This is a genomic window from Wolbachia endosymbiont (group A) of Myopa testacea, from assembly GCF_964027115.1.
GTDB lineage: Bacteria > Pseudomonadota > Alphaproteobacteria > Rickettsiales > Anaplasmataceae > Wolbachia.
This window is the reverse complement of the sequence record NZ_OZ034729.1, coordinates 1,176,484-1,201,916: the sequence shown is the minus strand read 5'-3', so window position 1 is coordinate 1,201,916 and position 25,433 is coordinate 1,176,484. Positions and strand designations below refer to the sequence as shown.

19 protein-coding genes, 2 pseudogenes and 1 riboswitch are annotated in these 25,433 nt (G+C 36.5%); of the genes and pseudogenes, 11 read left to right on the top strand and 10 right to left on the bottom strand.

Annotated features, from left to right (window positions below):
* Nucleotides 1–141: 141 nt before the first annotated feature.
* Nucleotides 142–1,314, top strand: coding sequence for an NADH-quinone oxidoreductase subunit D (locus AAGD91_RS05965; RefSeq protein WP_341820968.1), 1,173 nt, complete (start codon nt 142–144; stop codon nt 1,312–1,314).
* An 18-nt stretch (nt 1,315–1,332) separates the two neighbouring features.
* Here AAGD91_RS05965 and recJ read toward each other — a convergent pair whose 3' ends face one another.
* Nucleotides 1,333–3,072, bottom strand: coding sequence for a single-stranded-DNA-specific exonuclease RecJ (gene recJ / locus AAGD91_RS05960; RefSeq protein ID WP_341820967.1), 1,740 nt, complete (start codon nt 3,070–3,072; stop codon nt 1,333–1,335).
* Between the two features lie 126 nt (nt 3,073–3,198).
* Between recJ and AAGD91_RS05955 the strand changes: the two are divergent.
* From AAGD91_RS05955 to AAGD91_RS05935, 5 genes and pseudogenes are all read left to right on the top strand, one after another.
* Nucleotides 3,199–4,143, top strand: a pseudogene (locus tag AAGD91_RS05955) (IS481 family transposase); the annotation flags it as partial.
* Between the two features lie 90 nt (nt 4,144–4,233).
* On the top strand, nt 4,234–5,400 hold the full coding sequence (locus tag AAGD91_RS05950; RefSeq protein ID WP_341821525.1) for an aspartate kinase: 1,167 nt from the start codon (nt 4,234–4,236) through the stop codon (nt 5,398–5,400).
* A 38-nt stretch (nt 5,401–5,438) separates the two neighbouring features.
* Complete coding sequence (locus AAGD91_RS05945) at nt 5,439–5,594, top strand: hypothetical protein (protein ID WP_341820966.1); 156 nt, start codon at nt 5,439–5,441, stop codon at nt 5,592–5,594.
* A 188-nt stretch (nt 5,595–5,782) separates the two neighbouring features.
* Nucleotides 5,783–7,714 carry an ankyrin repeat domain-containing protein gene (locus tag AAGD91_RS05940; protein ID WP_341820965.1) on the top strand — a complete coding sequence of 644 codons (1,932 nt, stop codon included), beginning with the start codon at nt 5,783–5,785 and terminating at the stop codon, nt 7,712–7,714.
* Nucleotides 7,715–7,874: 160 nt separating this feature from the next.
* A pseudogene (locus AAGD91_RS05935) lies at nt 7,875–8,087 on the top strand (toprim domain-containing protein); the annotation flags it as partial.
* Nucleotides 8,088–8,597: 510 nt separating this feature from the next.
* Here AAGD91_RS05935 and AAGD91_RS05930 read toward each other — a convergent pair.
* Entirely contained in the window at nt 8,598–9,662 is a 1,065-nt protein-coding gene (locus AAGD91_RS05930; protein WP_341820964.1) for a 5-(carboxyamino)imidazole ribonucleotide synthase, read from the bottom strand.
* A gap of 96 nt (nt 9,663–9,758) precedes the next feature.
* On the opposite strand from AAGD91_RS05930, the gene apaG reads away from it, so the two are divergent.
* Nucleotides 9,759–10,160: a Co2+/Mg2+ efflux protein ApaG gene (apaG, locus tag AAGD91_RS05925; protein WP_341820963.1), complete on the top strand. Its 402-nt coding sequence runs from the start codon at nt 9,759–9,761 to the stop codon at nt 10,158–10,160.
* A gap of 172 nt (nt 10,161–10,332) precedes the next feature.
* Complete coding sequence (locus AAGD91_RS05920) at nt 10,333–11,214, top strand: Rpn family recombination-promoting nuclease/putative transposase (protein WP_341820663.1); 882 nt, start codon at nt 10,333–10,335, stop codon at nt 11,212–11,214.
* Nucleotides 11,215–11,224: 10 nt separating this feature from the next.
* Here AAGD91_RS05920 and AAGD91_RS05915 read toward each other — a convergent pair whose 3' ends face one another.
* Entirely contained in the window at nt 11,225–12,823 is a 1,599-nt protein-coding gene (locus AAGD91_RS05915) for an iron ABC transporter permease (protein ID WP_341820962.1), read from the bottom strand.
* Between the two features lie 128 nt (nt 12,824–12,951).
* On the opposite strand from AAGD91_RS05915, the gene AAGD91_RS05910 reads away from it, so the two are divergent.
* The gene (locus AAGD91_RS05910; protein WP_341820961.1) at nt 12,952–13,779 is read left to right on the top strand and encodes a rhodanese-related sulfurtransferase; all 828 of its coding nucleotides are present in this window, start codon (nt 12,952–12,954) and stop codon (nt 13,777–13,779) included.
* Nucleotides 13,780–13,903: 124 nt separating this feature from the next.
* Here the strand turns inward: AAGD91_RS05910 and AAGD91_RS05905 are convergent, their stop codons facing one another.
* The gene (locus AAGD91_RS05905; protein ID WP_341820960.1) at nt 13,904–14,356 is read right to left on the bottom strand and encodes a hypothetical protein; all 453 of its coding nucleotides are present in this window, start codon (nt 14,354–14,356) and stop codon (nt 13,904–13,906) included.
* Between the two features lie 299 nt (nt 14,357–14,655).
* Nucleotides 14,656–17,106, bottom strand: a complete 2,451-nt coding sequence (gene topA / locus AAGD91_RS05900; RefSeq protein WP_341820959.1) for a type I DNA topoisomerase — start codon at nt 17,104–17,106, stop codon at nt 14,656–14,658.
* A 292-nt stretch (nt 17,107–17,398) separates the two neighbouring features.
* Here topA and AAGD91_RS05895 point away from each other — a divergent pair, with 292 nt between their 5' ends.
* Together AAGD91_RS05895 and AAGD91_RS05890 are read left to right on the top strand one after the other, a co-directional pair.
* Nucleotides 17,399–17,584 (top strand): IS630 transposase-related protein, encoded by a 186-nt coding sequence (locus AAGD91_RS05895; RefSeq protein WP_341812000.1) that lies wholly within the window; start codon nt 17,399–17,401, stop codon nt 17,582–17,584.
* 263 nt (nt 17,585–17,847) lie between these two features.
* On the top strand, nt 17,848–18,846 hold the full coding sequence (locus tag AAGD91_RS05890) for a pyruvate dehydrogenase complex E1 component subunit beta (protein ID WP_341820958.1): 999 nt from the start codon (nt 17,848–17,850) through the stop codon (nt 18,844–18,846).
* A gap of 2 nt (nt 18,847–18,848) precedes the next feature.
* Here AAGD91_RS05890 and AAGD91_RS05885 read toward each other — a convergent pair whose 3' ends face one another.
* The 5 genes from AAGD91_RS05885 to AAGD91_RS05865 all read right to left on the bottom strand — a co-directional run bounded on the left by AAGD91_RS05885 (nt 18,849) and on the right by AAGD91_RS05865 (nt 25,326).
* The gene (locus AAGD91_RS05885) at nt 18,849–19,205 is read right to left on the bottom strand and encodes a TrbC/VirB2 family protein (RefSeq protein ID WP_341820957.1); all 357 of its coding nucleotides are present in this window, start codon (nt 19,203–19,205) and stop codon (nt 18,849–18,851) included.
* A gap of 1,140 nt (nt 19,206–20,345) precedes the next feature.
* Nucleotides 20,346–22,142 (bottom strand): translation elongation factor 4, encoded by a 1,797-nt coding sequence (gene lepA / locus AAGD91_RS05880; RefSeq protein WP_341820956.1) that lies wholly within the window; start codon nt 22,140–22,142, stop codon nt 20,346–20,348.
* Between the two features lie 79 nt (nt 22,143–22,221).
* On the bottom strand, nt 22,222–23,625 hold the full coding sequence (locus tag AAGD91_RS05875; RefSeq protein ID WP_341820955.1) for a malonyl-CoA decarboxylase: 1,404 nt from the start codon (nt 23,623–23,625) through the stop codon (nt 22,222–22,224).
* A 755-nt stretch (nt 23,626–24,380) separates the two neighbouring features.
* Complete coding sequence (locus tag AAGD91_RS05870) at nt 24,381–25,070, bottom strand: thiamine diphosphokinase (RefSeq protein WP_341820954.1); 690 nt, start codon at nt 25,068–25,070, stop codon at nt 24,381–24,383.
* Nucleotides 25,051–25,326, bottom strand: coding sequence for a SemiSWEET family sugar transporter (locus AAGD91_RS05865; RefSeq protein WP_341820953.1), 276 nt, complete (start codon nt 25,324–25,326; stop codon nt 25,051–25,053). The genes AAGD91_RS05870 and AAGD91_RS05865 overlap by 20 nt, the downstream gene beginning before the upstream one ends.
* A riboswitch (TPP riboswitch) is annotated at nt 25,315–25,417 on the bottom strand. (Overlaps the previous gene by 12 nt.)
* Nucleotides 25,418–25,433: the final 16 nt, after the last annotated feature.

Below are 25,433 nucleotides of genomic sequence, written 5' to 3'. Positions count from 1 at the left end.
AAGTGACTTAGTTTTACCAACACTTATTAGCATTGTAAAAGTTTTTGTTTCTATTGAATGAAAGTTGTAGCATATGCAAGAAGTCTATTGACTTTGAGCACACTTTAGCCTATACAATTTTAATATCTTAAACTACTGGACATGCCCGATCTAAAGACAATGATGTTAAATTTTGGCCCTCAGCACCCAGCTGCACATGGAGTGTTGCGCCTTGTTTTAGAGATGGACGGCGAAGTGGTTGAGAGAGCTGATCCTCATATTGGGCTTTTGCATCGTGGTACTGAAAAATTAATAGAACATAAAACGTATCTTCAAGCTTTGCCTTATTTTGATCGCCTTGACTATGTGTCACCAATGTCACAAGAGCATGCGTATTCACTATGTGTAGAGGAATTGTTGCAATGCGAAATTCCAATTAGGGCAAAGTATTTACGTGTCTTGTTTTGTGAACTGACGAGAATACTAAATCATTTACTGAACGTTTCTTCTCAAGCGCTTGATGTTGGAGCAATGACCCCTCTTTTATGGCTCTTTGAAGAAAGAGAAAAAATACTGGAATTTTACGAAAGAGCTTCAGGCGCAAGGTTTCACGCAGCTTACATCAGACCAGGTGGAGTTGCAGTAGATGTTCCAGAAGGCTTGATTGAGGATATTGCAAAGTTTATAGAGCAATTTCCAAAGTATATAGACGATGTTGATGAACTTTTAACAGAAAATAGGATATGGAAGCAACGCACTGTAGGAATCAGTGAAATATCAATTAAACAGGCACTTGACTGGGGCTTTAGTGGACCAATGCTGCGTGCTGCTGGGCTTGCTTGGGATTTGCGAAAAAGCCAGCCATATGAAATATATGATCAGCTAGATTTTGATATACCTATTGGCCAAAATGGCGATTGTTATGACCGTTATCTAGTTAGAATGGCAGAGATTAGGCAGTCTGTTAGCTTGGTGAAGCAGTGTATAGAGAAAATGCCTGGAGGCCCAATAAAAACTGAAGATAGAAAAATTTCTCCACCGCCAAGAGCAGAGATGAAAAAATCTATGGAAGCTCTGATTCACCATTTTAAACTTTACTCAGAAGGATATCACGTACCAAAAGGTGAAGCTTACGCAGCTGTTGAGGCACCAAAAGGTGAGTTTGGAGTGTATATAGTTTCAGATGGTACCAATAGACCTTATAGATGCCGAATAAGAGCACCTGGCTTTGCACATTTACAAGCTTTAGATTTTATGGCAAAAGGACACATGCTTGCCGACGTTGCAGCAATTATTGGCTCACTCGATATAGTTTTTGGTGAGATTGATAGGTAATTATTGTAAAATAGTAACTCAACTAATGGTCAATACATCTTCTATTAAAAATTGTACAAATTCATTGCCATCCCAGTAATTCATAGAGATTTTACCCAAAATGGCTTTAACATTACCCTGCATGATAGCAGAGCCAAGGTGAGTATTTGCAGAGCGAAATGCAATAGCTCTTACCATAACATTATCATCAGCAATAAAACATTTTATATGGTCAACTCCTATAACTTCAGGCTTTCTTATCTTTGCTCCCTGAATGATAAACCTTGGTTCAGGATTCCCAACTCCAAATGGTCCCAAGCGTTGCAGTTGGTTCCACAGAGATAAGTTTATTGCTTTAGCAGTTACTATACTATCAGCTTTTAAAGTTTTCTCATTTATAGAGTTTGAAAATCTTTCAGTAAAAAAATCATGCAAATCATTTATTTTGTCTTCTTTAATTGAAAATCCTGCCGCCATACTATGGCCACCACCTTCAATAATTAAATTTGTAAACTTTGCGGAAAGGACTGCAGCACCGATATCAACTCCCAAAATTGATCTACAGCTTGCTTTTCCTATTCCATTGTTTAAAGACATCACTATTGTTGGTAAGTGAAACTGCTCCTTTAGCCTCGATGCAATTATACCGATTATTCCCTGGTGCCAGTTGCCGCTTACCATTATAAAATTTACACCTAATTGGGCAAATTTTTCCGCTTGTGCTGTAGCTTCCAAGAGAACCTCATTTTCTAACACTTTCCTTGCATTATTCAAATCTATTAATTTTAGCGCGATTGAATGTGCCTCTTCATCATCATCGGTGGAAAGCAACCTTGCACCGAGCGATGCTTCTCCAATTCTTCCTCCAGCATTTATGCATGGCCCAATACTAAACCCTAATCGTGAAACACTTGGTTTTTCAAGGATCCCCAAAGCATCAAATAAAACACGCAAGCCAACGTTTTTTCTTGCTGACATAACTTTTAATCCTTGTGAGACAAATGCTCTATTGAGGCCTGTAATCTGCATAACATCGCAAACAGTTCCAAGGGCAACTAAATCCAGCAGATCAAATAAATCTGGTTCTTTTTTGTTGGTAAAAAATCCTTGCTCACGTAGGCTTTTATTAAGAGCAATAATCAGCAGAAATGACACTCCAACTGCTGCAAGGTTAGTATAAGGAGAGCTTTCATCAGGGCGGTTTGGGTTAACAACTGCTACGGCGCTTGGTAACTTTTCCGTACCAAGATGATGATCGACAACTATAATATCAAGACCAAAGACCTTTGCATCTTCTATTGGTTGATATGCAAGCGTACCGCAATCAACGGAAATACATAAATCGATCCCGTTTTTTTTAAGTTGTAATAAAGCATCTGTGTTTAATCCATAGCCCTCATCAACACGATCTGGAATGTAGATTATAGAGTGTATATCGATTGCTCTCAGGTACCTGTTAATCAATGCTGACGACGTTGCACCATCAACATCATAGTCACCAAATATTGCAATGTTTTCATTATTTTTTATTGCCCGTATTATAGGAGAAACAGCTTTATCCATATCAAGAAGGTGAAAGGGATCTGGTAATAGCGATCTGATTAGTGGATATAAGAAGTCGCTCGCATTTTCTATGTTAACACCACGAGTAACCAATATTCTTGCTAGTACTTCTGGCAACTCAAATCTCTGTATAAGAGTTAAGATTTCCCTTTGATCTGCTTCTTGCAACTTCCACAATGCATTTGTTATGCTGCGCTTTTCAATTTCAAGTAGCATATTCTTTGTAAATAAAACTACTTTACCAGAACTTTTAAACTTGTTCTATAATTCTATTAGATGCACAGTTCCAGAGTGTGATGGTATGATAAAATGTGAGAAAAAAATATCATCAAGGGAGGAATTATGGGACAAGTATTACATGGGTGCGCCAGAACAACAGAGACAATTCGTAGAGCAATACAAAATAGTAAAGAGAGCATAGCAAAACTCTCCAAGTGTTATAACCTTAAACCAAAAACTATTATTAAGTGGAGAAAACGCTCATTTACCAAAGATGCTGGTATGGGTCCAAAGCATCCAAGATCAACTGTTTTAACTTTAGAAGAGGAGGCTATAATTGTTGCATTTCGTAAGCATACTCTATTGCCGTTAGATTACTGTCTCTACGCTTTGCAAACCTCAATCCCACATTTGAGTCGCTCCAGCTTACATCGTTGTTTACAAAGGCACAACATTAGCAGACTACCAGATGTCGATGGTGAAGTTAAACTAAGAAAGAAATTCAAACAATATCCTATAGGCTATTTCCATATTGATATCGCGGAAGTTAGAACAGAAGAAGGAAAGCTGTATTTGTTTGTTGCAATAGATAGAACATCCAAATTCACCTACGTTGAGTTGCACAAAAGTGCTACAAAACCCATAGCTGCTGAGTTTTTAGGTAATCTGATTAGAATTTTACCGTATAAAATCCACACTATTTTGACAGATAATGGCATACAATTTACAAATCAGAAGCGCCATAAATACGCCTTCCAACACATATTTGATAGAGTTTGTGAAGAAAATAACATTGAACATCGTCTGACAAAAGTTAGCCATTCTTAGACAAATGGACAAGTTGAACGTATGAATAAAACTTTAAAGAATGCTACAGTTAAGAAATATTAGTATCGTTCGCATCAGCAACTTAAGGAGCATCTTTATGACTTTGTTATGGCCTACAATTATGCAAAGAGACTCAAAACTCTTAGGGGTCTTACACCTTTTGAATTTATATGTTCTCAGTTGACAAAGTCTCCTGAATTATTTATAATAGATCCACACCATCACACTCTGGAACCATACATCTTATACTCTACCTTAATTTTAGTTTCCGGACAACCTCTATCTCTACAAAAACTATATTTTTCTTCAGAAGAAAGTTATATTGTAACTATGGACAAAATAATCATAAAAAAATTTGGTGGGACTTCGCTAACTGATTTAAACCGAGTTGCAAATTTGATAAAAAACGATATTGAGAAAGGTGGTAATGTAATCGTTGTTGTATCTGCTGTTGCAGGATTTACTGACCAAATGGCTTTTCAGGCTAGGCAAATCTCAAATTTAAGTTGCAGACAAGAGTTATCAGAGTATGACGTTATGCTTTCAGCAGGAGAACAAATTTCTTGCGGTCTATTAGCTATCACTCTCCAATCGATCGGAGTTAATGCTAAATCGTGGCTTGCCTGGCAGTTACCGATTGTAACTGATGATTTTTATTCTGAGTCTAAAATAAAAACAATAAAGATTGACCGTGTGAAAAGATCTTTTGCTGAGGGTTATACTGCTGCGATCATCGCTGGTTTTCAGGGTATAAATGATGATAGAATCACTACTTTTGGAAGAGGAGGCTCTGATATATCAGCAGTTGCCTTCACGGTAGCCTTTGGTGTTAGAACTTGCGAAATTTTTACTGATATTGATGGAATATATACAGCAGACCCGAGAATTGTTCCAAAGGCACGCAAGCTCAAATTTATCTCTTACGATGAAATGTTGGAAATGTCGTCATCTGGTGCTAAAATACTGCATAATCGTTCAGTACAACTTGCAATGAAGCATAACATTAAAGTGCAAGTGCTATCCACTTTTAAAGAAGTAGAAGGCACCACAGTACTACACAAAAGGGATGTACTAGAGAGATACTTAATTACTGGAATAGCTTATAGCACTAATGAAGCTCTTGTAACTTTCACTAACCTTGCAAATAACTTGTGTACTTTAAGAGATATAGTAGGGGCAAACGTTAAAATTGATATGATACATGGGTCAAGTTTTGTTATCTCCAAATTTGATATTGATTTAATGGAAAAGTTACTGAATAAGAATGAAAATTATGCTATAAACGATAATGTAGCTAAAATTTCAATAATTGGTATTGGTGTTATGTCTAACACTGAGGTGATGCAACGCACACTCAAGGTTTTAAGCGAAAAAAAGATAGAAATACTTGCTATCACAACATCCGAAATCAAAATCAGTATAATTATTCAAAAAGAATACGTTATAGCTTTGGTCAAAGATTTACATACTGAGTATGAGCTTGATATGCAACACTAGGATAGGCTCGACGTCCACAACTGTACGAACATTGCAATTTGGGCCTACCAGGAGGGTGTCATTCTCCTCTCATCCAAGTAGCTGACACTGGGATGACAGAAGAAGGTGCTGGGATGACAAGAAGAGGGGCTACTGGAATGACAGGAGAAGGTACTGACCATCATAAAGTGAACCAGTGTCAGCTACTTGGATGACACCGTCATAAAGGAACCAATGTTAGCTACTTGGATGACAGAGAGTAATGCAAGAAAATAATTGGATTTTTTGTAATGCTACAGAGTTCAGTGTTTTCTACAAACTTTCACGTAATTTGTTAGCAAAATTGACAATTACTGAGATACTGGGTAGAATGTTTACATAATAGTGTTGAGTGAAAGAAGTTATGGAATATGGACAGTGGATAAAAATATTAAGAGCAGTAAATGCTGATGGTGATCTAAATCAGGATAACATAATCGAAAAAATAAGAAAGGAGTTGAAGGCAGCGGATTTAGTCGTATATGAAAAATGGAGAAAGGCTAATTTTAGTGTAAATCATTTTTTTTGTTATTACTGCTCATCGAATAGTCATTATGAACCATTATTAAAGTTAGCTATTCAAATTGACTGTGTAAAAATAGTGGAAGTCTTAATAGATAAAGGAGTAGGTGTTAACTCACTGCTAAATGGAAATAAAGATACCCCATTATCTTTGGCTTATTTTTGGCGCCGTGCAGAAATAATAAAAGTTTTAATAGACAAAGGAGCAGATGTTGATACAAGCGGAAATGGCAGAAGATTGTTAGTTCAGGCTGCTGAACATGGCTATATAGACATATTAAATATTTTAATAGACAAATGGGTGGATGTTAATATAGATACTTTTGACATGCGTTTGGGTAAATGTACTCCATTAATTTTAGCCGCTGAATATGGTCATGGAGGTGTAGTAAAAGCTCTAATAGACAATGGGGCAGATGTTAATAAAGCAGGGTTAGATGGGTGGACTATATTACTTTCAGCTTTCAAAAAGGGTCATTTTAAAGGTGGCTATAGAGAGAGCTATAGAGACGTAGTAAAAGCTTTAATAGACAAAGTGCCAGATGTTGATAGAGCAGTACCAGACCTTCATAAAGCAAGCGGTAAGTGGACTCTATTACTTTGGGCTGCTGAAAATGGTTATATAGATATAGTAGAAGCTCTAATAAATAAAGGAGCAGATGTTAACAAAATAAGTCAAGGTAGGTATACCCCTTTATCTCTAGCTGCTCAATATGGTCACGTAGGTGTAGTAAGAATTCTAATCAACAATGGAGCAAGTGTTAATGTTAATTTAACTAATTGGACTCATTCACCTATACATAATGCTAGTTACGGAGGTCATAAAAAGGTAGTAGAACTTTTACTTGAAGGAGGAGTTGATGTTGATGCGATGGAAGGAGATTGTGAAACGACTCCTTTATTATCTGCTACTTACAAAGGTCGTAAAGAGGTAGTAGAACTTTTACTTAAAAAAGGGGCTGATGTTAATAAAGCAGATAAACACGGGCGTACTCCATTAAGTTGGGCTGTTAGCGAATATAAAATAGACGTGTGTGAGCCTATAGTGAATCACATAACAAAACTGGAAGCTGATGGTTTATATGTCAGTCCAGAGAATCTGCAGCTTAAAGCTGAAATAATGCCTAAAATAGAGGTAAGTATATTCCTATATAACCATGAACCATTATTGATTAACGTTTTGCCACCACACTACCTTTGGAAGACGCTTGATGAAATAAAAGCTTTTCTGGAAGAAAACAGAGAGAAGTTAAAAGTAAAACTTGGGGTTCATGAAAAACCTTTGATTGATTTTGTTGACTTTAAAGATGTTGCAGTACGGCACACTCCAAGGCTGGAATTATGTGCAGCTGTTTCAGCAGTGATCAAAAATAATGCATCAAGCGGAAACCTTGGCAATCCAAGCACTAAGCAACTTCAGCAGTTGGTCAATTTTTGTTCTTCTAGCGTTGACGAACAAGTTCCTCAGCTTGCAAGTGAAACAACTGGCACTATTGAACACATAAGTGCAAGTGATAGTGAGCATGGTGAAGTTTCTGAAGGTGACAGTACTAAAATACTAGTTTCAGATCAAAAAATTGGTATTCAAAACAATAATCAACAACCAAGTAAACCAAGTGCTGCTGCTCCACGAAGTGAAAAGAGAACTATTATAGCTGCTTCTGTACTGGCAATAGCTGGAGTTGCTTTAGGAATAACTATTGCAGTTTACTTAGAAATTGTTGGCGGTTGGAGTTTGTTGTCTTATTGCTGCTGCAATCATATATTGTTGTAATCAGCCTTCAAAGTCACTTGAAAATAGCAAGGTCCAAAGATTTTCTGAAAACGTTCCATAACCCAGTTTGTAAAATTCACAAGAACCATTAAAATATTTTTTTACTTTTCATCGTATATTTCTCAACATATTATCTTTAAGTACTAAAATAATTAACAATATGGCGTTATTAATAGTTGAATCACCTCCGAAAGCAAAGACGATAGGTAAATATTTGAGTAAAGAGTTCAAAGTAGCTGCATCCTTTGGACATGTGAGGGATCTTCCAGCAAAAAACGGCTCTGTTGATCCAGATAATGATTTTGCCATAAAGTATGAGATTATTGAGAAAGCAGAAAAATATGTAAAAGAGCTGGCAAAGCAAGCGAGTAAAACATCACCTTGCAACAGATCCATCCCAGTGTCTGGGCACTGGGATGACATCTTTTTTCTTGACTCTTATATCTCAATGTTCGTACAAACACAAAGGCAGTGCTTGACACTGGGATGACACCTTGACAACCGTCATCCCGCTACGTGTTAGCGGGATCTAGAGATACCGTGACGGTATGACGTAGAGTCAGCGTTAGCCATAACACAACACTTTTATACTCACCAACTCAGTATCCAATCTTGGATCCAAGTGCTTGACACTGGGATGACAAGAGGGGCTACTTGGATGACACCCTCATAAAGTGAAATGAGATCCCGCTAACACGTAGCGGGATGACGAGAAAGGGGCTACTCAGATGACAACAAAGGGGCTACTTGAATGACATCCTTCCTGGTGTGCTCAAATAACAATGTTCGTACAAATACGTGCTAGAGCGACACCGTTTACTATGTAACATCTCATCATATCACAATGTTCGTACAGTTGTGGCGGAATGACGTAGAAAAACTATTAACTTAAATCTATATTGACATGTCCCATTTTACGCTTATCTCTAACCTCTTTTTTCCCATATATGGTTAAACTAGCTTTTTCGTTGCTCAAATACTTATGAGAATCATATATATCGTTACCTATTATATTTTTCATCATACAAGGAAAGCGTAATACTACTTCCTGCATAGGTAGCCCGCATATTATCCTAACCAGCTGTTCAAATTGACTAACGTTACATGCATCCAAGCTCCAGTGGCAAGAATTGTGAGGTCTTGGAGCTAGTTCATTAACTAACAATTCGTTATTTTTAGTAACAAAAAATTCAATAGCCAGAATTCCTATTACATCGAGCGCATTTGCTATTTTCTTTGCAGCTCGTTGTACCTCTCGAGTTAATTTGCTATCTATTTTAGCTGGCACTGTTGAAGTATCAAGTATTCCATCAACGTGGTAATTTTCTGCTATAGGAAAAAAAGCTACTTTAACGTTTTTATCTCTTGCAACGACTATTGAAACCTCTTTCAGTAAATCAACACTTGCTTCAAGAATGTACTCTGTATTCCAATCAAAGGAAGCAAATTGCTTCACTTCAGAATCATTCTCAAGCACATATTGCCCTTTTCCATCGTAACCCATTTCTGTTGTTTTCAGCCTTATTGGATAGCCAAAAGTTCTACTGCTTTTCAGTAGCTCATTATAATTTTGTATACTTTTGTATTCAGCAGTTTTTATACTCAAGCTTCTAATGAAATCTTTCTCTCTAAGCCTATTTTGCGCAATGTGTAACGCTTTTTTGCCCGGATAAAAATTTACATCGATATCAATTGCACTACATGGAATATTTTCAGACTCAATAGTGACCAAATCCACACTCTGTGCAAAAGATTCAAGCGCTTTCTTATCAGAGAAATCTGCTATTGTGAAATCATCAGCAACAGAGCAAGCCGGATCGTCCTTAGCACTGGCAAAAACATGTGTTTTTTGTCCAAGTTTTGTTGCAGCGATAGCAGTCATTTTACCTAATTGTCCACCACCTATTATTCCTATTACTTTTTTGCTAAGCGCATCTGGTTCGTTCATACTATAAATTGATATTTCCTAATTAGAGTATACTTGAAAAATCTATGAAAAAAGTATATAATTAAAATACTATCTTTTTATCATGAATATTCTATAATGATAGAGTACACACTAACTACCAACTTTGTTGAAGTTACAGTTTTACCAATTTATATTGAAGAGCAATCCATTCCTTATGAAAATTGCTATATATGGATGTATAACGTTAAGATAAAAAACAAAAGCCAATCAACTATTCAATTATTAAGTCGTCATTGGCAAATAATAGATTATAAGGGAAAAATAAATGAAATTGCCGGAGTTGGTGTTATCGGAAAACAACCTGTGATAAAATCTGGAGAGGTATTTAAATACACAAGTGGAACATACTTAAATGCACCGTCAGGAATAATGCAGGGTAAGTATGAATTTCTGAATGAAGAAAGCATAAAAATTTTTGAGGTTATGATACCACCCTTTTCTTTGGATAGTCCATACGTCAAAACTAGACCCCATTAACTATCAAAATAGTTTATGTGTAACCAGACTGCATTCTGTGATTTTTAGCAAAACATGATCTTTCATTTGAGCTTTCTTCAATTTAAAATAAATACAGAAACTAGCTATCTTCAAAAATATGGTTGAATAATTGTTAATAATAGTGTATAATTATTAATATTTTCCAAGCATTATGGCTCTTTCAAAATTTCTCGATCCTAGCAATGATTTGTGTTTCAGAAAAATCTTTGGAACGGAAAAAAATAAGAATATCCTGATCCACTTTTTGAACGATATTTTAGGGTTTACTGAGATAAATGCAATACAAGAAGTTGAGTTTCTTAGCACTATTATGGATCCCGAAGTTGCCTCTGATAAACAAAGTATTGTTGATGTTCTCTGCAAGGATTCTCACGGAAATAGATATATAGCAGAAATGCAGCTCGCTAGAGACAAGGGCTTCGAAAAACGCGCTCAATTATATGCCGCTAAAGCCTACTCAAGACAATTAGATAAATCTGGCAACTACATTGATTTAAAGAAAGTCTTCTTTATTGCTATTTCCAATTGTAACTTACTTCCTGAAGAAGTTGGTTATATCTCTACTCATAATATACGTGATATAAAAACTAACGGCCATTACTTAAAAGATTTTCAATTTATCTTTATAGAATTGCCCAAATTTTCAAAAAGTAAAGTAGAGCAGTTAGAAAGTATAGTAGAAAGGTGGTGTTTCTTTTTTAAATACGCAGAAGAAACAACAGAAGAGGACTTAAAAGAGATAGCAGAAAAAGCGCCAATAATAAAGCTAGCATATGATGAATTAGACAAGTTTCGTTGGAACGAAAAAGATTTAGTAGCTTACGAAGAAAGAATAATGGATCTACGGAAAGAAGAAGCCATTCTTGAATACAGACTTGATCTTGCTGAAGAGAAAGGTATACAAAAAGGTATAGAGAAAGGAAAAATTGAAGTCGTAAAAGCAATGCTGGCTAATAATGTTGATGTCAACACTATTGTCAAATTTACTGGCCTTTCTATTAGTGAGATTGAAGAATTAAGTGGAAATCTGTGAACGGTTACGTTTATTTTTTATCCTTATCATCAAGTGTAAATAAGGTTATTGTAGAGATTAAGCCTATTACAACTATTATCAACGAAAATGGGGCAGCTTCTCTATAGCGCTCATCGCTTACAAGTTCATATATTCTAGTTGATATAGTTTCAAAATTAAATGGTCTTATAATGAGTGTTGCTGTGAGCTCCTTGATAGTATCCATAAATACGAGCAAAAATCCCGATAATATACTCTTCTTGATGAGAGGGATATGAACATTCAAACATGTGGAAATAGGCCCATGACCCATGGTATATGCAGTCCACTCAATTTCATTTGGTGTTTTTTTGAGCCCTGATTCTACCGCCTTGAAAGATATAGCAAAAAAACGAAATAAATATGAGTAAACTAATGCGCCAATAGTTCCTACCAAGCTAATTTCCACAATATATTGAGTAATGAAAGAAGATATTCTGCTTAAAAATATTATTATGCTAATTGCGATAATTGCATTTGGAATTGCGTAGCCTAAAGAAATGAGACGTGCTACATTATTGATTACCTTACTTTTACGCGCCGTATATCCAATCATTATTGCAATGCTAATTGAGATTAATGCGGTGATAAATGATAAACTAACGCTATTTGCTATTATATTATAGAACCTTGCTTCGTATATGAAAAACCCCTTCTCTATGCTCCAATATATGAGCGAAATCATTGGCAAAATAAAACCTATTAATATCGGCAATACACACGTAAGGTAAGCAAAGATCAATGGTATAGTGCCACTTACACTCCATTTGTTGTGATAATCTGCATTAGTGTTGATTGAAGAGTAAGATATTCCTTTTTTTTGTAGTTTCTTTTCGATAGCTATTAGTGTTGCAACGAAAATCAATTCTGCAACTGCTAAAACAGTAGTTGAATATTTATCATGCAGCAAAAACCAGGTGCGATATATTCCTGTCGTAAAAGTATCGATAGCAAGAAACTGTGGTGTGCCGAAATCCGTAATTACCTCCATTAGTACCAAGGACAACCCAGCTATAATTGATGGACGTATGGAAGGTATGATGACAGAAAACAGGCTCTGTAATGAGGAGAACCCAAGTGTTGACGCAATAGTGACTGAGTTACTAATATTCTTTAGACTTGAGCGGACTAGCATATAAACGTATGGATATAAACTAAATCCCATTACTAATATTCCACCACCTAGGGATTTTATTTCAGGAAACCAATAGTCACCTTTGCTCCACTCTAAAATGTCTCTTAATGAGCTCTGCACCGGACCTGAAAATTCTAGTGTATTTACATAGACGAACGCTACTATATATCCAGGAATCGATATCGGAAAGAACAAAGCAATCTCAAAAATTTTACTTCCAGGAAATGAAAAAAATGTGGTGAGCCATGCTGGAATCACTCCAAATATGAAGGATATCCCCCCCACTCCTATCATCAAAATTAGCGTACTCAGTATATATTCAGGGAAAAGTGTGCTGATTACCCATCCAGAATTTGCTGATTCTGTAAATAGAATCGATATTAACGATAGTATAGGACAGACGAATAATATACTTACTAAAAATAAGAATATATTTTTAAATACTCTCAAAAACATTAATTTGGATCTATATTTGATATTAAATGTTATATGTAAAAACTGAAGATATCCAGTAATTAACAGCCGTACTATTGAATATCTTTATAATTTTGTATATCATGTTTTTAGTTGATAAGTGAATAATCATGAGCTTCGTCATTGCAACTTTCTATCACTTTGTAGAACTCTCTAATTATTATGACATGAAAGACGAAATAAAAACTGCATGCGACAACATTGAATTAAAGGGTACTATACTCCTTGCAGAAGAGGGTATTAATGCAACCGTATCTGGTGAAAGAAACGCGATTGATAAAATATTCGATTTTCTACGTTCTGATTATAGGCTAAGGGACCTTACATGGAAAGAGAGTGCAGCAGAATATCAACCATTTAGCAAGATGAAGGTAAAATTAAAAAGAGAGATTGTGAATCTTGGTGTAGGCAATCTTGATATTTCCCTTAAGGGTAAATATGTTGATCCAGAGCATTGGGATGATTTTACTTCTCAACCTGACGTTTTAGTAATAGATACACGAAATGAGTATGAAGTGAAGTTAGGCAAGTTTAAAAATGCAATCAATCCACATACTCAGCGTTTTCGCGATTTTCCTGAGTGGGCAAAGTCTTTCTCTGAGAGTAAAGACCTGAAAGTAGCTATGTATTGCACTGGTGGGATTAGATGCGAAAAATCAACAGCGTACATGAAAAATCTTGGATTTAACAATGTATACCACCTGAAAGGCGGCATTCTTTCTTACCTTGAAAAAACTTATAATAAAAATGGTAATTGGGAAGGTGAGTGTTTTGTTTTTGATGATAGAATTACTGTTGATAACTCACTTACTCCAAGCAACACAATAAAATGTATATTCTGCTCAAATCAAGTTTCAACGGACAAGCTGAAGTCAGTTCTACGTGGCCAAGTGGTTTGTTCTGATTGTAAACTTCAGTGTTATAGCTATAATAAGTAAGATCTCTCTACCTCATACCGCCGCAGTATCTCAGCCGCTAACAAGCAGCGGGATGACGAGGTCTTGAAATAGTCTTGTGTTAGCTATAGAAGAAAGCCCCTGTGCTAGTATTTAATACAGATCTTCAATAACTCTTGTGAGGTTGCATATTTTTAACTTCAGTGTTTTCAAGATATGTACTCACAGTATAACCCACCCCAGCTCCGAGTAACGCGCCAACCATAGCAGATGCAATAAACACTGCAACAGAGACGCCAATAGGAGTTAAAGCAGCAGCTCCTAAACAATATGCTGCAACTAAACCAATAACTAAACCAACTGCTGCTCCACAAATATAGTATTTGCTACTGCTTTTAAGTTTTTCTTGCAAGTTCGGCACCTCATTCTGCAGTTTTACGTTTGCACCTTTATCGCTAATCTTTAAACCGAATAAAGTAAGATTTGTAAGTTTAGCTAATTCTTCTGCAACTCCATTGCTAATCTTGCAATCAACTAAATTGAGAAAAGTAAGATTTGCAAGCTCAGCTAATTCTCTTTCACCTTCAACACTAATCTTGCACCTAACTAAACTAAGCAAAGTAAGATTTGTGAACTTAGCTGATTCTCCTGCAGCTTCAACACTAATCTTGCACCCAGTTAAATAAAGTGAAGTAAGATTTTTGAGCCTGGCTAGTTCTTTTGCAACTTTAACACTAATCTTGCACTTAGTTAAATAAAGCCCTGCAGTATTTGGTCTGTCTCTTAAAAGGTCTACTAACTTACATTTATGTAATCTAAATCACGTAAAACTAAAGTGTTACCCCATATTTCGAATGTCATTTATTCCACCACATTATTAGAGCATATTTCAACTCTACATAATATTTCAACAGAAGTCTACTTCTTATCCTTAATCAACTCTAAAGCCTTCTTCAAATCTATACTCTCAATATCTGCACTCTTGCCCAAAGCAACGTTCGTTTTACCGCATTTTATATAGAATCCATACCTACCGTTGCAGATGAAAACTTCTTTTCCTTTTTCATTAACCCCGAGAGATTTTAACTCTTTGCGTGGACTGTTTGCAATAATTTGTACAGCTTCGCTCAATTCTGTATTCAGCACCTCTTTAGAGCTTTTTTTAAGAGAAAAATATCTACCATCATAAAAAATATAGTACCCAAATTGTCCAAGGCCTATTTTTATTTCCTTTCCGGTCTCAGGGTGTTCTCCGATTACTTTTGGCAAGGAAAGTAACTGAGTAGCGGTATTCAGATCAATATCATTAACATTTAGATCCTTTGGTATGGAAACTGTTTTTTTCTTTTTGGACTCACTATTAAACTCAAGGTAAAGCCCAAAAGGGCCTTTTTTGATTACCACCTCTTGACCTGTTACATTGTCCACGCCTAAACTTTTTGGATATTCTGAATTGTCGTTACTACCTGTAATTTCCTTTGTATGGTTGCATGCAGGATAGTTAGAACATCCAAGAAACACCCCGGCTTTTCCAAAGTTTAATTTCAATATACCATCGGAACAATCAGGACATTTCTTACCTATTTCTTCTTTTCCTTCCTCTGAACAAAACCAATCGACTACCAAGTCATTAATACCGCTAAAAATCTCATCATGCGTCATTTGCTTGACAGAGTTTACAAGACTAAAGAATGGCACCCAAAAGTAGCCTAGTTCTTTTTTCCAATCTGCACGTCCATTTGAGATTAAATCAAGCTTCTCTTCCATTTGTGCTGTGAAGTCATACTCTACACAACGCTGAAAAAAAGTTTCTAAAAATATGGTAACGATCTTACCACGACTGCGTGGAATAAATCTTTTATTATCCAGTGTAACATACTCACGATCCTGCAATACCGAAATAATTGTCGCATAAGTTGATGGACGGCCTATACCGATTTCCTCCATTTTTTTAACGATACTTGCTTCACTATAACGAGGTGGCGGTTGAGTGAAATGCTGTTTTGGCTCAACTGAAATCAGCTTACACGCTTCCCCTTCCTTCATGGCAGGTAGCAGGCCTTCATTTTCGGCTTCCATGTTATCTTGATAGACTTTATAAAAACCATCAAAGAATATACTTGATCCACTTGCTCGCAGAATCACTTTCTGATCAGTAGAACTAATTTCAACTACCACTTGATCAAGAATCGCCGATTCCATTTGACTTGCAATGGTTCTTTTCCAGATTAAATCGTACAATTTAAATTGCTCTGGCGTTAAGTAATCCTTAATACTACCCGGCGTTCTATTGATATCAGTTGGACGAATTGCTTCATGTGCTTCTTGAGCATTTTTGACCTTTTTTACATATTTACGAGGAGACTGTGGTAAATATTTATCACCATATAACGACTTAATTGACCCTCTAATTGAGTTTATAGCCTCATCTGCAATATGAAACCCATCCGTGCGCATGTAAGTTATCAACCCTACAGTTTCACCACCAATATCGATACCTTCATATAAATTTTGCGCTATGCGCATAACATTTTTCACATTAAAATACAGCTTATTCACTGCATCTTGCTGTAGAGTAGAGGTAATAAATGGAGGAAGCGGATTTCTCTTAACTTGCTTGCGTTCTACTGTGCTTACAGCATATTGCCTTGATTCAATCTCCCTGACTAAGTTCTTTGCTTCTTCTTCATTTTTAATATCAAATTTTTCTAGCTTCTTATTGTCATAGTGACTCAGCATAGCAAAAAAAGCCTCATCTTTGCTATTTTGCATTTCTGCCTTTATGCTCCAATACTCCTGTGTTATAAACTTACTGATTTCATCTTCTCGTTTGCATATAAGCTTTAATGCAACAGATTGAACTCGCCCCGCAGATTTACTTCCCGACAATTTTGTCCACAGCAGCGGTGACAAGCTAAATCCAACTAGATAATCCAAAGCTCTGCGTGTTTGCTGTGCGCGCACTAAGTCCATATTTATTCCACGTGGATTTTTTATAGCTTCTTGCACTGCTCTTTTTGTTATTTCGTTAAAGACTACTCTATGAATGTTGCTTTCATCATTGATTGCTTTCCTTTCCTTTAGTGCCTCTATCACATTCCAAGCTATTGCTTCCCCTTCTCTGTCTGGGTCTGTTGCAAGATATATATCTGATGCTTTACTCGCTGCTTTTACTAACTCTTTTATATACTTTTCTGCTTTTTCAATGGTTTCATACTTTATAGCAAAATCATTATCCGGATCGACAGAACCGTTTTTTGCTGGAAGATCCCTCACATGTCCAAAGGATGCAGCTACTTTGAACTCTTTACTTAAATATTTGCCTATTGTCTTTGCTTTCGCAGGTGATTCAACTATTAATAATGCCATATTGTTAATTATTTTAGTATTTAAAGATAATATGTTGAGAAATATACGATGAAAAGTAAAAAAATATTTTAATAGGTCTTGTAGATTTTACAGAGTAGGTTGTTCATGGTTTCCAGAAAACCCTTGGACCTTGCTATTTTCAAGTGAATTTAAAGGTCTATTACAATAGTATATGATTGCAGCAGCAACCAGACAACAAGCTCCAACTGCTATTCCCACTGCTATAGCTAACCCAAGAAAGGTTTACCTGAAGGATAGAATAGGTTATAATGGCATATTAAAGAGATGAAAAATGCCAAGCCCATATAGTGAAGACCTCAGAGAACGAGTTCTCAAAGCAGTTGATGAAAAAACAATGACGATAAAAAGAATTAGTGAAATATTTAAACTGAATATAAAAACAATATATTTATGGAGGAAAAGGAAAAAAGAAACAGGAAACATAAAGCCATCTTCAGGCTATCAAAAAGGTGACTGAGCCTCACCGGTGGCAGGGGTGGTTAATATGGGTCACGAGGTCTTCTTCCTACACTCCATGTAAGAGCAGAAAGTGCCTCAAAAGAAGTACCAACCTGCCACCTATCCACTCTGAGAAGTTATTATCTTCTCTTGCTTTCAACCAAGTAATACTTATTCATATCATCTGGGTAAGGTCAGTTTATAAAACTTAATTTGTACGCTTTACTCACCCCTAGTAATTCTGATATAGTTACTTTAGTTAAAGTCTATAAAAGTTTATAAATGGCAACCTTAAGTGTAAGAGAAGCTTTATGCACAGCGATCAGAGAAGAAATGCAAAACGACCCTGACGTGTTGATCATCGGTGAAGAAGTTGCAGAGTATGATGGTGCCTATAAAGTAACAAAAGGATTACTGAAAGAGTTTGGAGAAAATAGAGTGGTTGATACGCCTATTACCGAACATGGATTTGCTGGCCTTGCTGTTGGAGCAGCATTCGCTGGATTAAAGCCAATTGTCGAATTTATGACTTTTAATTTTTCTATACAGGCTATCGACCAAATCGTGAATTCTGCAGCAAAAACAAATTATATGTCAGGTGGACAACTTGGATGCCCCATAGTATTTCGTGGGCCAAATGGTGCTGCAGCAAGAGTTGCTGCACAACACTCTCAATGCTTTGCATCTTGGTATTCGCATATACCGGGATTAAAAGTGATAGCACCTTACTTTGCCTCCGATTGCAGAGGTCTGCTTAAAGCTGCAATTCGTGACCTGAGTCCGGTAATATTTCTAGAAAACGAAATAGCTTACGGACATGAACATGAAGTTTCTGACTCTGAGCTGTCAAATAAAGATTATCTACTTGAGATAGGCAAGGCTGCTGTAATACGGGAAGGAAAGGATGTAACTATCACTACTTTCTCACTGAAATTAATGGATGCTTTAAACGCAGCAGATTTACTTTCAGGTGAAGGTATAGAAGCTGAAGTTATTGACCTCAGAACCTTAAGACCACTTGACACTCAAACTGTTATTAACTCTATTCAGAAGACCAATAGGTTAGTTAGTGTAGAAGAAGGATGGCCATTTGCAGGAATAGGAGCAGAGCTGTCAGCCGTTGTTATGGAACAAGGATTTGACTACCTTGATGCTCCAGTTATGCGCGTAACTGGCAAGGACATCCCCTTACCTTACGCTGCAAACCTAGAAAAAAAAGCATTACCGCAAGTGGAAGATATAGTTGAAGCCGTGCATCAGGTCTGCTTTAGAAAAAAATAACCCTATTGGTTCTTTTTTGTGTCTCCTGTTCCACATTGGTCCATCAAGGAAGTATTTCCAGTGCTGCCTATACCACCCATTACTTTTGTCACAATAGTTTTAGCACCGAAAAATACAGCACAAAATATACCGAGTGCAAAAAGAGCTGGCCATGGCATTCTACCAAATATCGCAAGCAAAGCTGCACCTATTATCACTACGGTCATAAGCGGTCCGCCTATTCCCCAAACGTAGCCAATAATATTACATATTACTTGAGCAGTTGTATCAGCATTAGTGTCAGCGGCAGCACTCCCAACATGAGAAAAAGAAATAAATAATATTATAAAAAGAATATTAAAAACTTTCCTAGGGTTCATCCCTATACCTTAAATTTAGATATTGCAATTATACCTAAAATACTATAATTTTTAGTAAAACTAGCATAAAGATTGAATAACAAACGGTGCCACAAAAGTAGTTGACACACAACTGCACGAACATTGTAATATGGTACAGCGTTACAACGATGTCATGAAAGTAGCTGACACATAACTGTACGAACATTGAGATATAAGAGTAATTGTACCAAGAAAAAAAGATGTTATCCGAGTAGCTTGACTACTTGGATCCAGGAAAAAGGAGGGTGTTATGCAAATAGCTGGCACTGGTTTCCATCCAAGACGGTGTCATCCGAGTAGCCCCTTCGGTGTCATTCCAGTGCTTGACGCTGGAATCCAGATTGGATACTGAGTTGGTGAGTATAAAAGTGTTGTGTTATGGCTAACGCTGACTCTACGTCATACCGCCGCGGTATCTCTTAGCATAGATCCCGCTAACAAGCAGCGGGATGACGAGCTTATCGTCATGCCGCCGCGAACCGCCATACCGCCGCGGTATCTCATCCGCTAACACATAGCGGGATGACGAGCTTATCGTCATGCCACCGCGAACCGTCATACCGCCGCGGTATCTCTTAGCATAGATCCCGCTAACACGTAGCGGGATGACGATTCTTCAAATCGTCAAGGTGTCATCCCAGTGCTCAGACTACTTGGATCCAGGAAACTTAACTTTAAATAAGTGGCTGCATAATAAAGACTAGATTCCAGCGTCACGCGCTGGAATGACACCATTTTCGGTCTCTTAAATTGCTTTAGCTACAAACATTAAGAAATTTACCAAACAGAAAAAAAGGCAAAAGAAGCCCCGTGGTGCGAGTTTTGACCCTATAATAATTTAAACTGGCGCTGTAATAATGTGCTAACGCTTAAAATAAGCGCGATTTGGCTGAATGTAGAAAAAATTTAAAAGACATGCAGCCACTATGATTTTATGTAATCCGCCAAAAAATACCCTAAGTTTTTTACTGAATTTTGTTATTGAGCCTACAGGTCAAAAACAAGTTTTGAGTCATAAATACCCTTATTATCATAATAAGGGGGCTGGCGGAGTTTGTCAAGGAAGTTTTTTCGTTTCTAACGGTTGTTGCCAAAAACTATACAAGAAGTCTTTTAAGATCAATCACTTATCTTCAAAGCTTGAATAAAAGCATTCTGTGGAATATTTACGTTCCCTATAGAATGCAACCTTTTTTTACCCTTCTTTTGCTTTTCAAGTAGTTTCATTCTTCGCGTTACATCTCCACCATAGAGTTTAGCTGTTACATCTTTTCTATATGGATTAATCGTTTCTCTGGCAATAATTTTCCTGCCCACTGCCGCTTGAATCGCGATTTTATATTGCTGACGTGGTATTAGATCCTTCAAGCGTGCGCATATTTCACGCCCCCTTTTTTCTGCTCTGCTTTTGTGAGCGATACAAGCCAGTGCATCTACGGGTTCTCCATTAATTAAAAAGCTTAATTTATCTATTTGGCTTACCAGATAGCTGGAAATTTCCCAATCCAAACTTGCATACCCCTTGGAAATTGATTTTAATCGATCATAAAAGTCAAAAACAACTTCAGACAGTGGTAACTTATATCTTAACAATGCTGTTGTTGTGTTACCAATGTAAGATAAATCTTCCTGTTCTCCCCTCCTCTCTTCACATAATGATAGAATCTCACCTAAATATTGGTCAGGGACCATTATAGTTGCAGTAATCCACGGCTCTTCTACCATTTCAATCTTTGTTGGATCTGGCATGTCACTAGGATTATGAATGCTCAGAACTTCACCACCTTGCGTTGTAACCTTATATATAACACTCGGTGCAGTTGCTGTTAGATCTAAATCAAATTCTCTCTCGAGCCTTTCTTGAATAACTTCAAGATGCAACATTCCCAAAAAACCACAACGAAATCCATAGCCTAGCGCATTTGAAGTTTCTGCTTCAAATGTAAAACTTGCATCATTCAAATGTAATTTTTCCAGTGCTTCTCTTAAATATTTAAAGTCGTCCGTTTTATTAGGAAAAATACTACAAAATACCACAGGGTGAACTTCTTTAAAACCAGGCAATGCCTTGCTGCACGGTCTTTTCTCTTCAGTAATAGTGTCTCCCACTCTACAGTCTGCAACTTCCTTCATTGAAGCAGTGATAAAACCAACTTCACCTGCTGAGAGTTCACCTGTCATTACTTTTTTAGGAGTAAAAATACCGATATTGTCTACTTGGTATGTAGAGTTATTAGACATCATAAAAATCTTCATGCCCTTTTTTAGCACTCCATTTTTAATTCGTACTAAAATTACTACTCCCAAATAAGTGTCATACCAACTATCAACTAAAATTGCCTGTAGTGGAGCATTCACATCACCTTTAGGAGCTGGAAGTTTTGTCACTATAGCTTCTAATACATCCCTTATTCCAAGACCAGTCTTGGCTGATATTAAAACTGACTCACTTGCGTCAATGCCAATTACTTCCTCAACCTGGAGTTTTACCTTTTCTGGATCTGCAGCAGGGAGATCAACTTTATTGAGTACAACTATTATTTCATGATTGTTGTCAATAGCTTTATATACATTTGCAAGAGTCTGAGCTTCAACACCTTGACTGCTATCTACCACTAAAAGTGAACCTTCACATGCAGCTAAGCTTCGACTTACCTCATAAGAAAAATCAACGTGACCTGGGGTGTCCATGAGATTTAGGCAATATTGATTACCGTCGTTTGCCGTATAATTGAGTTTTACCGTCTGTGCTTTAATTGTAATGCCACGTTCACGCTCTATATCCATTGAATCGAGTATTTGATTGATCATTTCTCTTGCTTCAAGGCCGTTACATTTCTCTATTAAACGGTCAGCAAGCGTTGACTTACCGTGGTCTATATGCGCTATTATTGCAAAATTTCTTATGTTGTTCATTTATGGCCTACTATACTTAATTAGTAAAACTATTTTACATTTTAAGTGTTGTGAGGGCAATTATTTATTAAGAGACTATTTACTCCTTCAACATAGACGACACTTTTTTCGAGCAGGAAATCACTTTATTAACCATATAGTTTTCATGATTGTTATCTATTTTAGGCAACTTATACAGATAATTCACCATCATTCCAGCCGACTGACTAATACCCTTTTCAGAAGTATCCGCCATCCAGTTTAATTGTTTTATTGATGCGCCATTGCTTAAATGAAAATGTGCCACCGGATCATAAGCATTTCCATTACTATTATTCACTTTTAGTAAATAATATGTACACAGTTTAAGCATGCATTGTTTAGTTTCATTTGTACATTCAACGTTAGTTTTTAATTGCTCTGCACTTTCTAAGATTTCTGCACTAGATTGTTTTATATTTAGTTTGCCCAATAAAGTGACATCTTGGTTTAGATTGTTTTTTAGCCATTTCGTAAAGCCAGGTATTGGAGAAAGAGTTGCGTATGTTTTTATACTTTTAAACTCTTGCGATAGCTTTTCTACAACCCTTTTGATCAAAAAATTACCAAGGCTGATTCCAGATAACCCTGCTTGAGTATTTGATATTGAGTAGAATATAGCAGTGCTTGCACTACTTGGATCACTTGAAGGTACTGATTCATCTAAAAGGTGTTGAATGCTATTTGCAATCTTATTCACCAATGCAACCTCTACAAAAATTAGAGGTTCGTTTGGTATTTTGTAATGAAAGAAAGCAAAACAGAGACGATCAGAATCTAGTCTGTTTTTTAAGTCATCCCAAGAGGAAATTTTATGCACAGCTTCATATTTTATAAGTTTTTCTAGCAATGATGCAGGTGAATCCCAGGTGATTTGACGAAGATCGAGTAGATCAACATCAACCCAAGTATAGAGTATATTTTTTAATTCATTCTCTAGTGGATTCAAGCTTCTATACTGGTTCTTTAGCTTAAGCACATCAGAACGCATATCAACAATAAACTTGAGGCCTTCTGGTAGAGAAATAAATTGCTTCAATATTTTAGAACGCGGTGATTCAAGAATTTTTATTAAATCCTGTTCAAATTTATAGTTTAACTCGGGATCTTGATTTTCCTTGTACTCTTTTATTTTCTCATCTATTTCTTCTTTATGTAGACTAAATTTTTCTGCCAGGGTTTGCAGAAATTTTATTTTACCTTTCTCTGATAAGCTTAAGTACAAATTACCAAGAGATACAGCATTCTTACGTGCTGAAACCTCCCCTCCCTTTGGATTTAAGCACTCGTTCATCTTCAAGACTAAACTATCGATATTGCGACTGTTGCTTAAATCAGGACCGATGTTACCAATCCACGATCTTACAGCATCTGCCACTTCACCTAGTATTTTAAAAAAGCTTCTTACCGCTTTTTTGTCTTCAACTTTCACTATATCAGTTTTTACCAATGATTCTTTTGTCATAGATTTCCTTTATTATACATGGCTAATGCAAGTCAGGTTTCCCTACGTCATACCGCCGCGGTATCTCTAGATCCCGCTAACAAGCAGAGTGATGACGAATTTGTCGTTTGTCAAATCGTCGGTAAACCCAAGTTATTTTAGCTACATAGCAGGCATTATTACTGAATTATTAATAATTCAGTAATACAATAGACTTCTTGCACTACCTCCCAAGCCACAACTGTCATTCAGTAGAAACAAAAAACTTACTTGACAAACTCCGCCAGCCCCCTTATTATCATAACAAGGGTATTCATGACTCAAAACTTGTTTTTGACCTGCAGGCTCAATGACAAAATTCAGTAAAAAACTTAGGGTATTTTTTGGCGGATTACATAAAATTATAGCGGCTGCATGTCTTTTAAATTTTTTCTACATTCAGCCAAATCGCGCTTATTTTAAGCGTTAGCACATTATTGCAGCGCCACTTACAGTAATATAGAGTCAAAACTCGCACCACGGGGCTTCTTTTGCCTTTTTTTCCGCTTGGTAAATTTCTTAATCTTTATAGCTAAAGCAATTTAAGAGACCAAAAATGGTGTCATTCCAGCGTGTGACGCTGGAATCTAGTCTTTATTATGCAGCCACTTATTTAAAGTTAAGTTTTCTGGATCCAAGTAGTCAGGGCACTGGAATGACACGTCATAAAGGAACCAGTGTCAGCTACTCGGATGATACCTTTTTTCTACTTAGTTTGGGTTATGCAAGAAGTCTATTTACTTCTTAACTTGACGCACATGATGTCTTGCAGCATCATCTACTGCTTCTAAATAAACCATCGCCAAACATATACCACTGTGTACTTCTATAGATAACTTATTGCCTAAACTTCGATTAAAGCAAGAATTCTTTCCTGGAAAAGCAAGGTTGCTAAGATGCAGTTCCCATTTTAATCCTTTGGTTGATATTTGAGCTCTCGGTATACCAAGTAAAGATATTTTAGTATCTTTCGGCAAAGAAAAATGGGTAATACTTTTTTGTAGGATGTAACCTACCATGGGAGGTGAAGGTGTGTAAAAGATACTGCCCGTACTTAGAAAAATGTTAATATTCTGTAGTATGTGATCAATTGCTCCTCCAGTAATACCCGTTACTATTGATGGCAATAACTTTACTGTTTTTAAGTGAGCCATTGCTTTAGAAAAGTCGCAATAATCTTGATCAGGTAGATATATCGTATTCAAATTAGCACGTAAATCCAGATTTACGCTATCCAAATCTCCTACTACAAGATCAGGTTTTACGCCAATTGATAGAAGCTTGTTTGCTCCTCCATCTACAGCAATAATAGGTATATCTCGTTTAAAAAACGATGAGCTCGGTATTTCTCCATTTAGCACTACAATAGAACGATATTGTTGTTGTGTACTGCAGTGTAGCACATGATCATGGTGCAGGTTTTGCATCGTAGTAACATTTTTGAATAATTGATATTATGCTAATCACTAATCCAGCAATATTGCTAAGCACCACAAAAATTGAGCTCTGGTAAAGACCATAGCCAATCCAAGACAATGAACAAATAAGATAGTTTACTAACATTAGCATCGATACATCACGAGTAACTTTCGTGATATATGCTTTATATACTTGAGGTGATAATCCAATTAGAGATGCAATTAACGCAATGAAGCCGAAGCTTTCTTCAATATTTATATACATACATTTTCCTACGCTTGCTTTAACAATATCAGGTTCAAAGGGTTGTACTTTATGTACTCTCAGCTTTTCTAGAGCACCCCTAATGCGTGTAATTTATAACATCATTT

What these genes read in the sequence shown, in the direction of transcription:
- AAGD91_RS05965 (WP_341820968.1), top strand. Translation starts at nt 142, where the DNA reads ATGCCCGATCTAAAGACAATGATGTTAAATTTTGGCCCTCAGCACCCA.
- recJ (WP_341820967.1), bottom strand. Translation starts at nt 3,072, where the DNA reads ATGCTACTTGAAATTGAAAAGCGCAGCATAACAAATGCATTGTGGAAG.
- AAGD91_RS05950 (WP_341821525.1), top strand. Translation starts at nt 4,234, where the DNA reads ATGGACAAAATAATCATAAAAAAATTTGGTGGGACTTCGCTAACTGAT.
- AAGD91_RS05940 (WP_341820965.1), top strand. Translation starts at nt 5,783, where the DNA reads ATGGAATATGGACAGTGGATAAAAATATTAAGAGCAGTAAATGCTGAT.
- AAGD91_RS05930 (WP_341820964.1), bottom strand. Translation starts at nt 9,662, where the DNA reads ATGAACGAACCAGATGCGCTTAGCAAAAAAGTAATAGGAATAATAGGT.
- apaG (WP_341820963.1), top strand. Translation starts at nt 9,759, where the DNA reads ATGATAGAGTACACACTAACTACCAACTTTGTTGAAGTTACAGTTTTA.
- AAGD91_RS05920 (WP_341820663.1), top strand. Translation starts at nt 10,333, where the DNA reads ATGGCTCTTTCAAAATTTCTCGATCCTAGCAATGATTTGTGTTTCAGA.
- AAGD91_RS05915 (WP_341820962.1), bottom strand. Translation starts at nt 12,823, where the DNA reads ATGTTTTTGAGAGTATTTAAAAATATATTCTTATTTTTAGTAAGTATA.
- AAGD91_RS05910 (WP_341820961.1), top strand. Translation starts at nt 12,952, where the DNA reads ATGAGCTTCGTCATTGCAACTTTCTATCACTTTGTAGAACTCTCTAAT.
- topA (WP_341820959.1), bottom strand. Translation starts at nt 17,106, where the DNA reads ATGGCATTATTAATAGTTGAATCACCTGCGAAAGCAAAGACAATAGGC.
- AAGD91_RS05895 (WP_341812000.1), top strand. Translation starts at nt 17,399, where the DNA reads ATGCCAAGCCCATATAGTGAAGACCTCAGAGAACGAGTTCTCAAAGCA.
- AAGD91_RS05890 (WP_341820958.1), top strand. Translation starts at nt 17,848, where the DNA reads ATGGCAACCTTAAGTGTAAGAGAAGCTTTATGCACAGCGATCAGAGAA.
- AAGD91_RS05885 (WP_341820957.1), bottom strand. Translation starts at nt 19,205, where the DNA reads ATGAACCCTAGGAAAGTTTTTAATATTCTTTTTATAATATTATTTATT.
- lepA (WP_341820956.1), bottom strand. Translation starts at nt 22,142, where the DNA reads ATGAACAACATAAGAAATTTTGCAATAATAGCGCATATAGACCACGGT.
- AAGD91_RS05875 (WP_341820955.1), bottom strand. Translation starts at nt 23,625, where the DNA reads ATGACAAAAGAATCATTGGTAAAAACTGATATAGTGAAAGTTGAAGAC.
- AAGD91_RS05870 (WP_341820954.1), bottom strand. Translation starts at nt 25,070, where the DNA reads ATGCAAAACCTGCACCATGATCATGTGCTACACTGCAGTACACAACAA.
- AAGD91_RS05865 (WP_341820953.1), bottom strand. Translation starts at nt 25,326, where the DNA reads ATGTATATAAATATTGAAGAAAGCTTCGGCTTCATTGCGTTAATTGCA.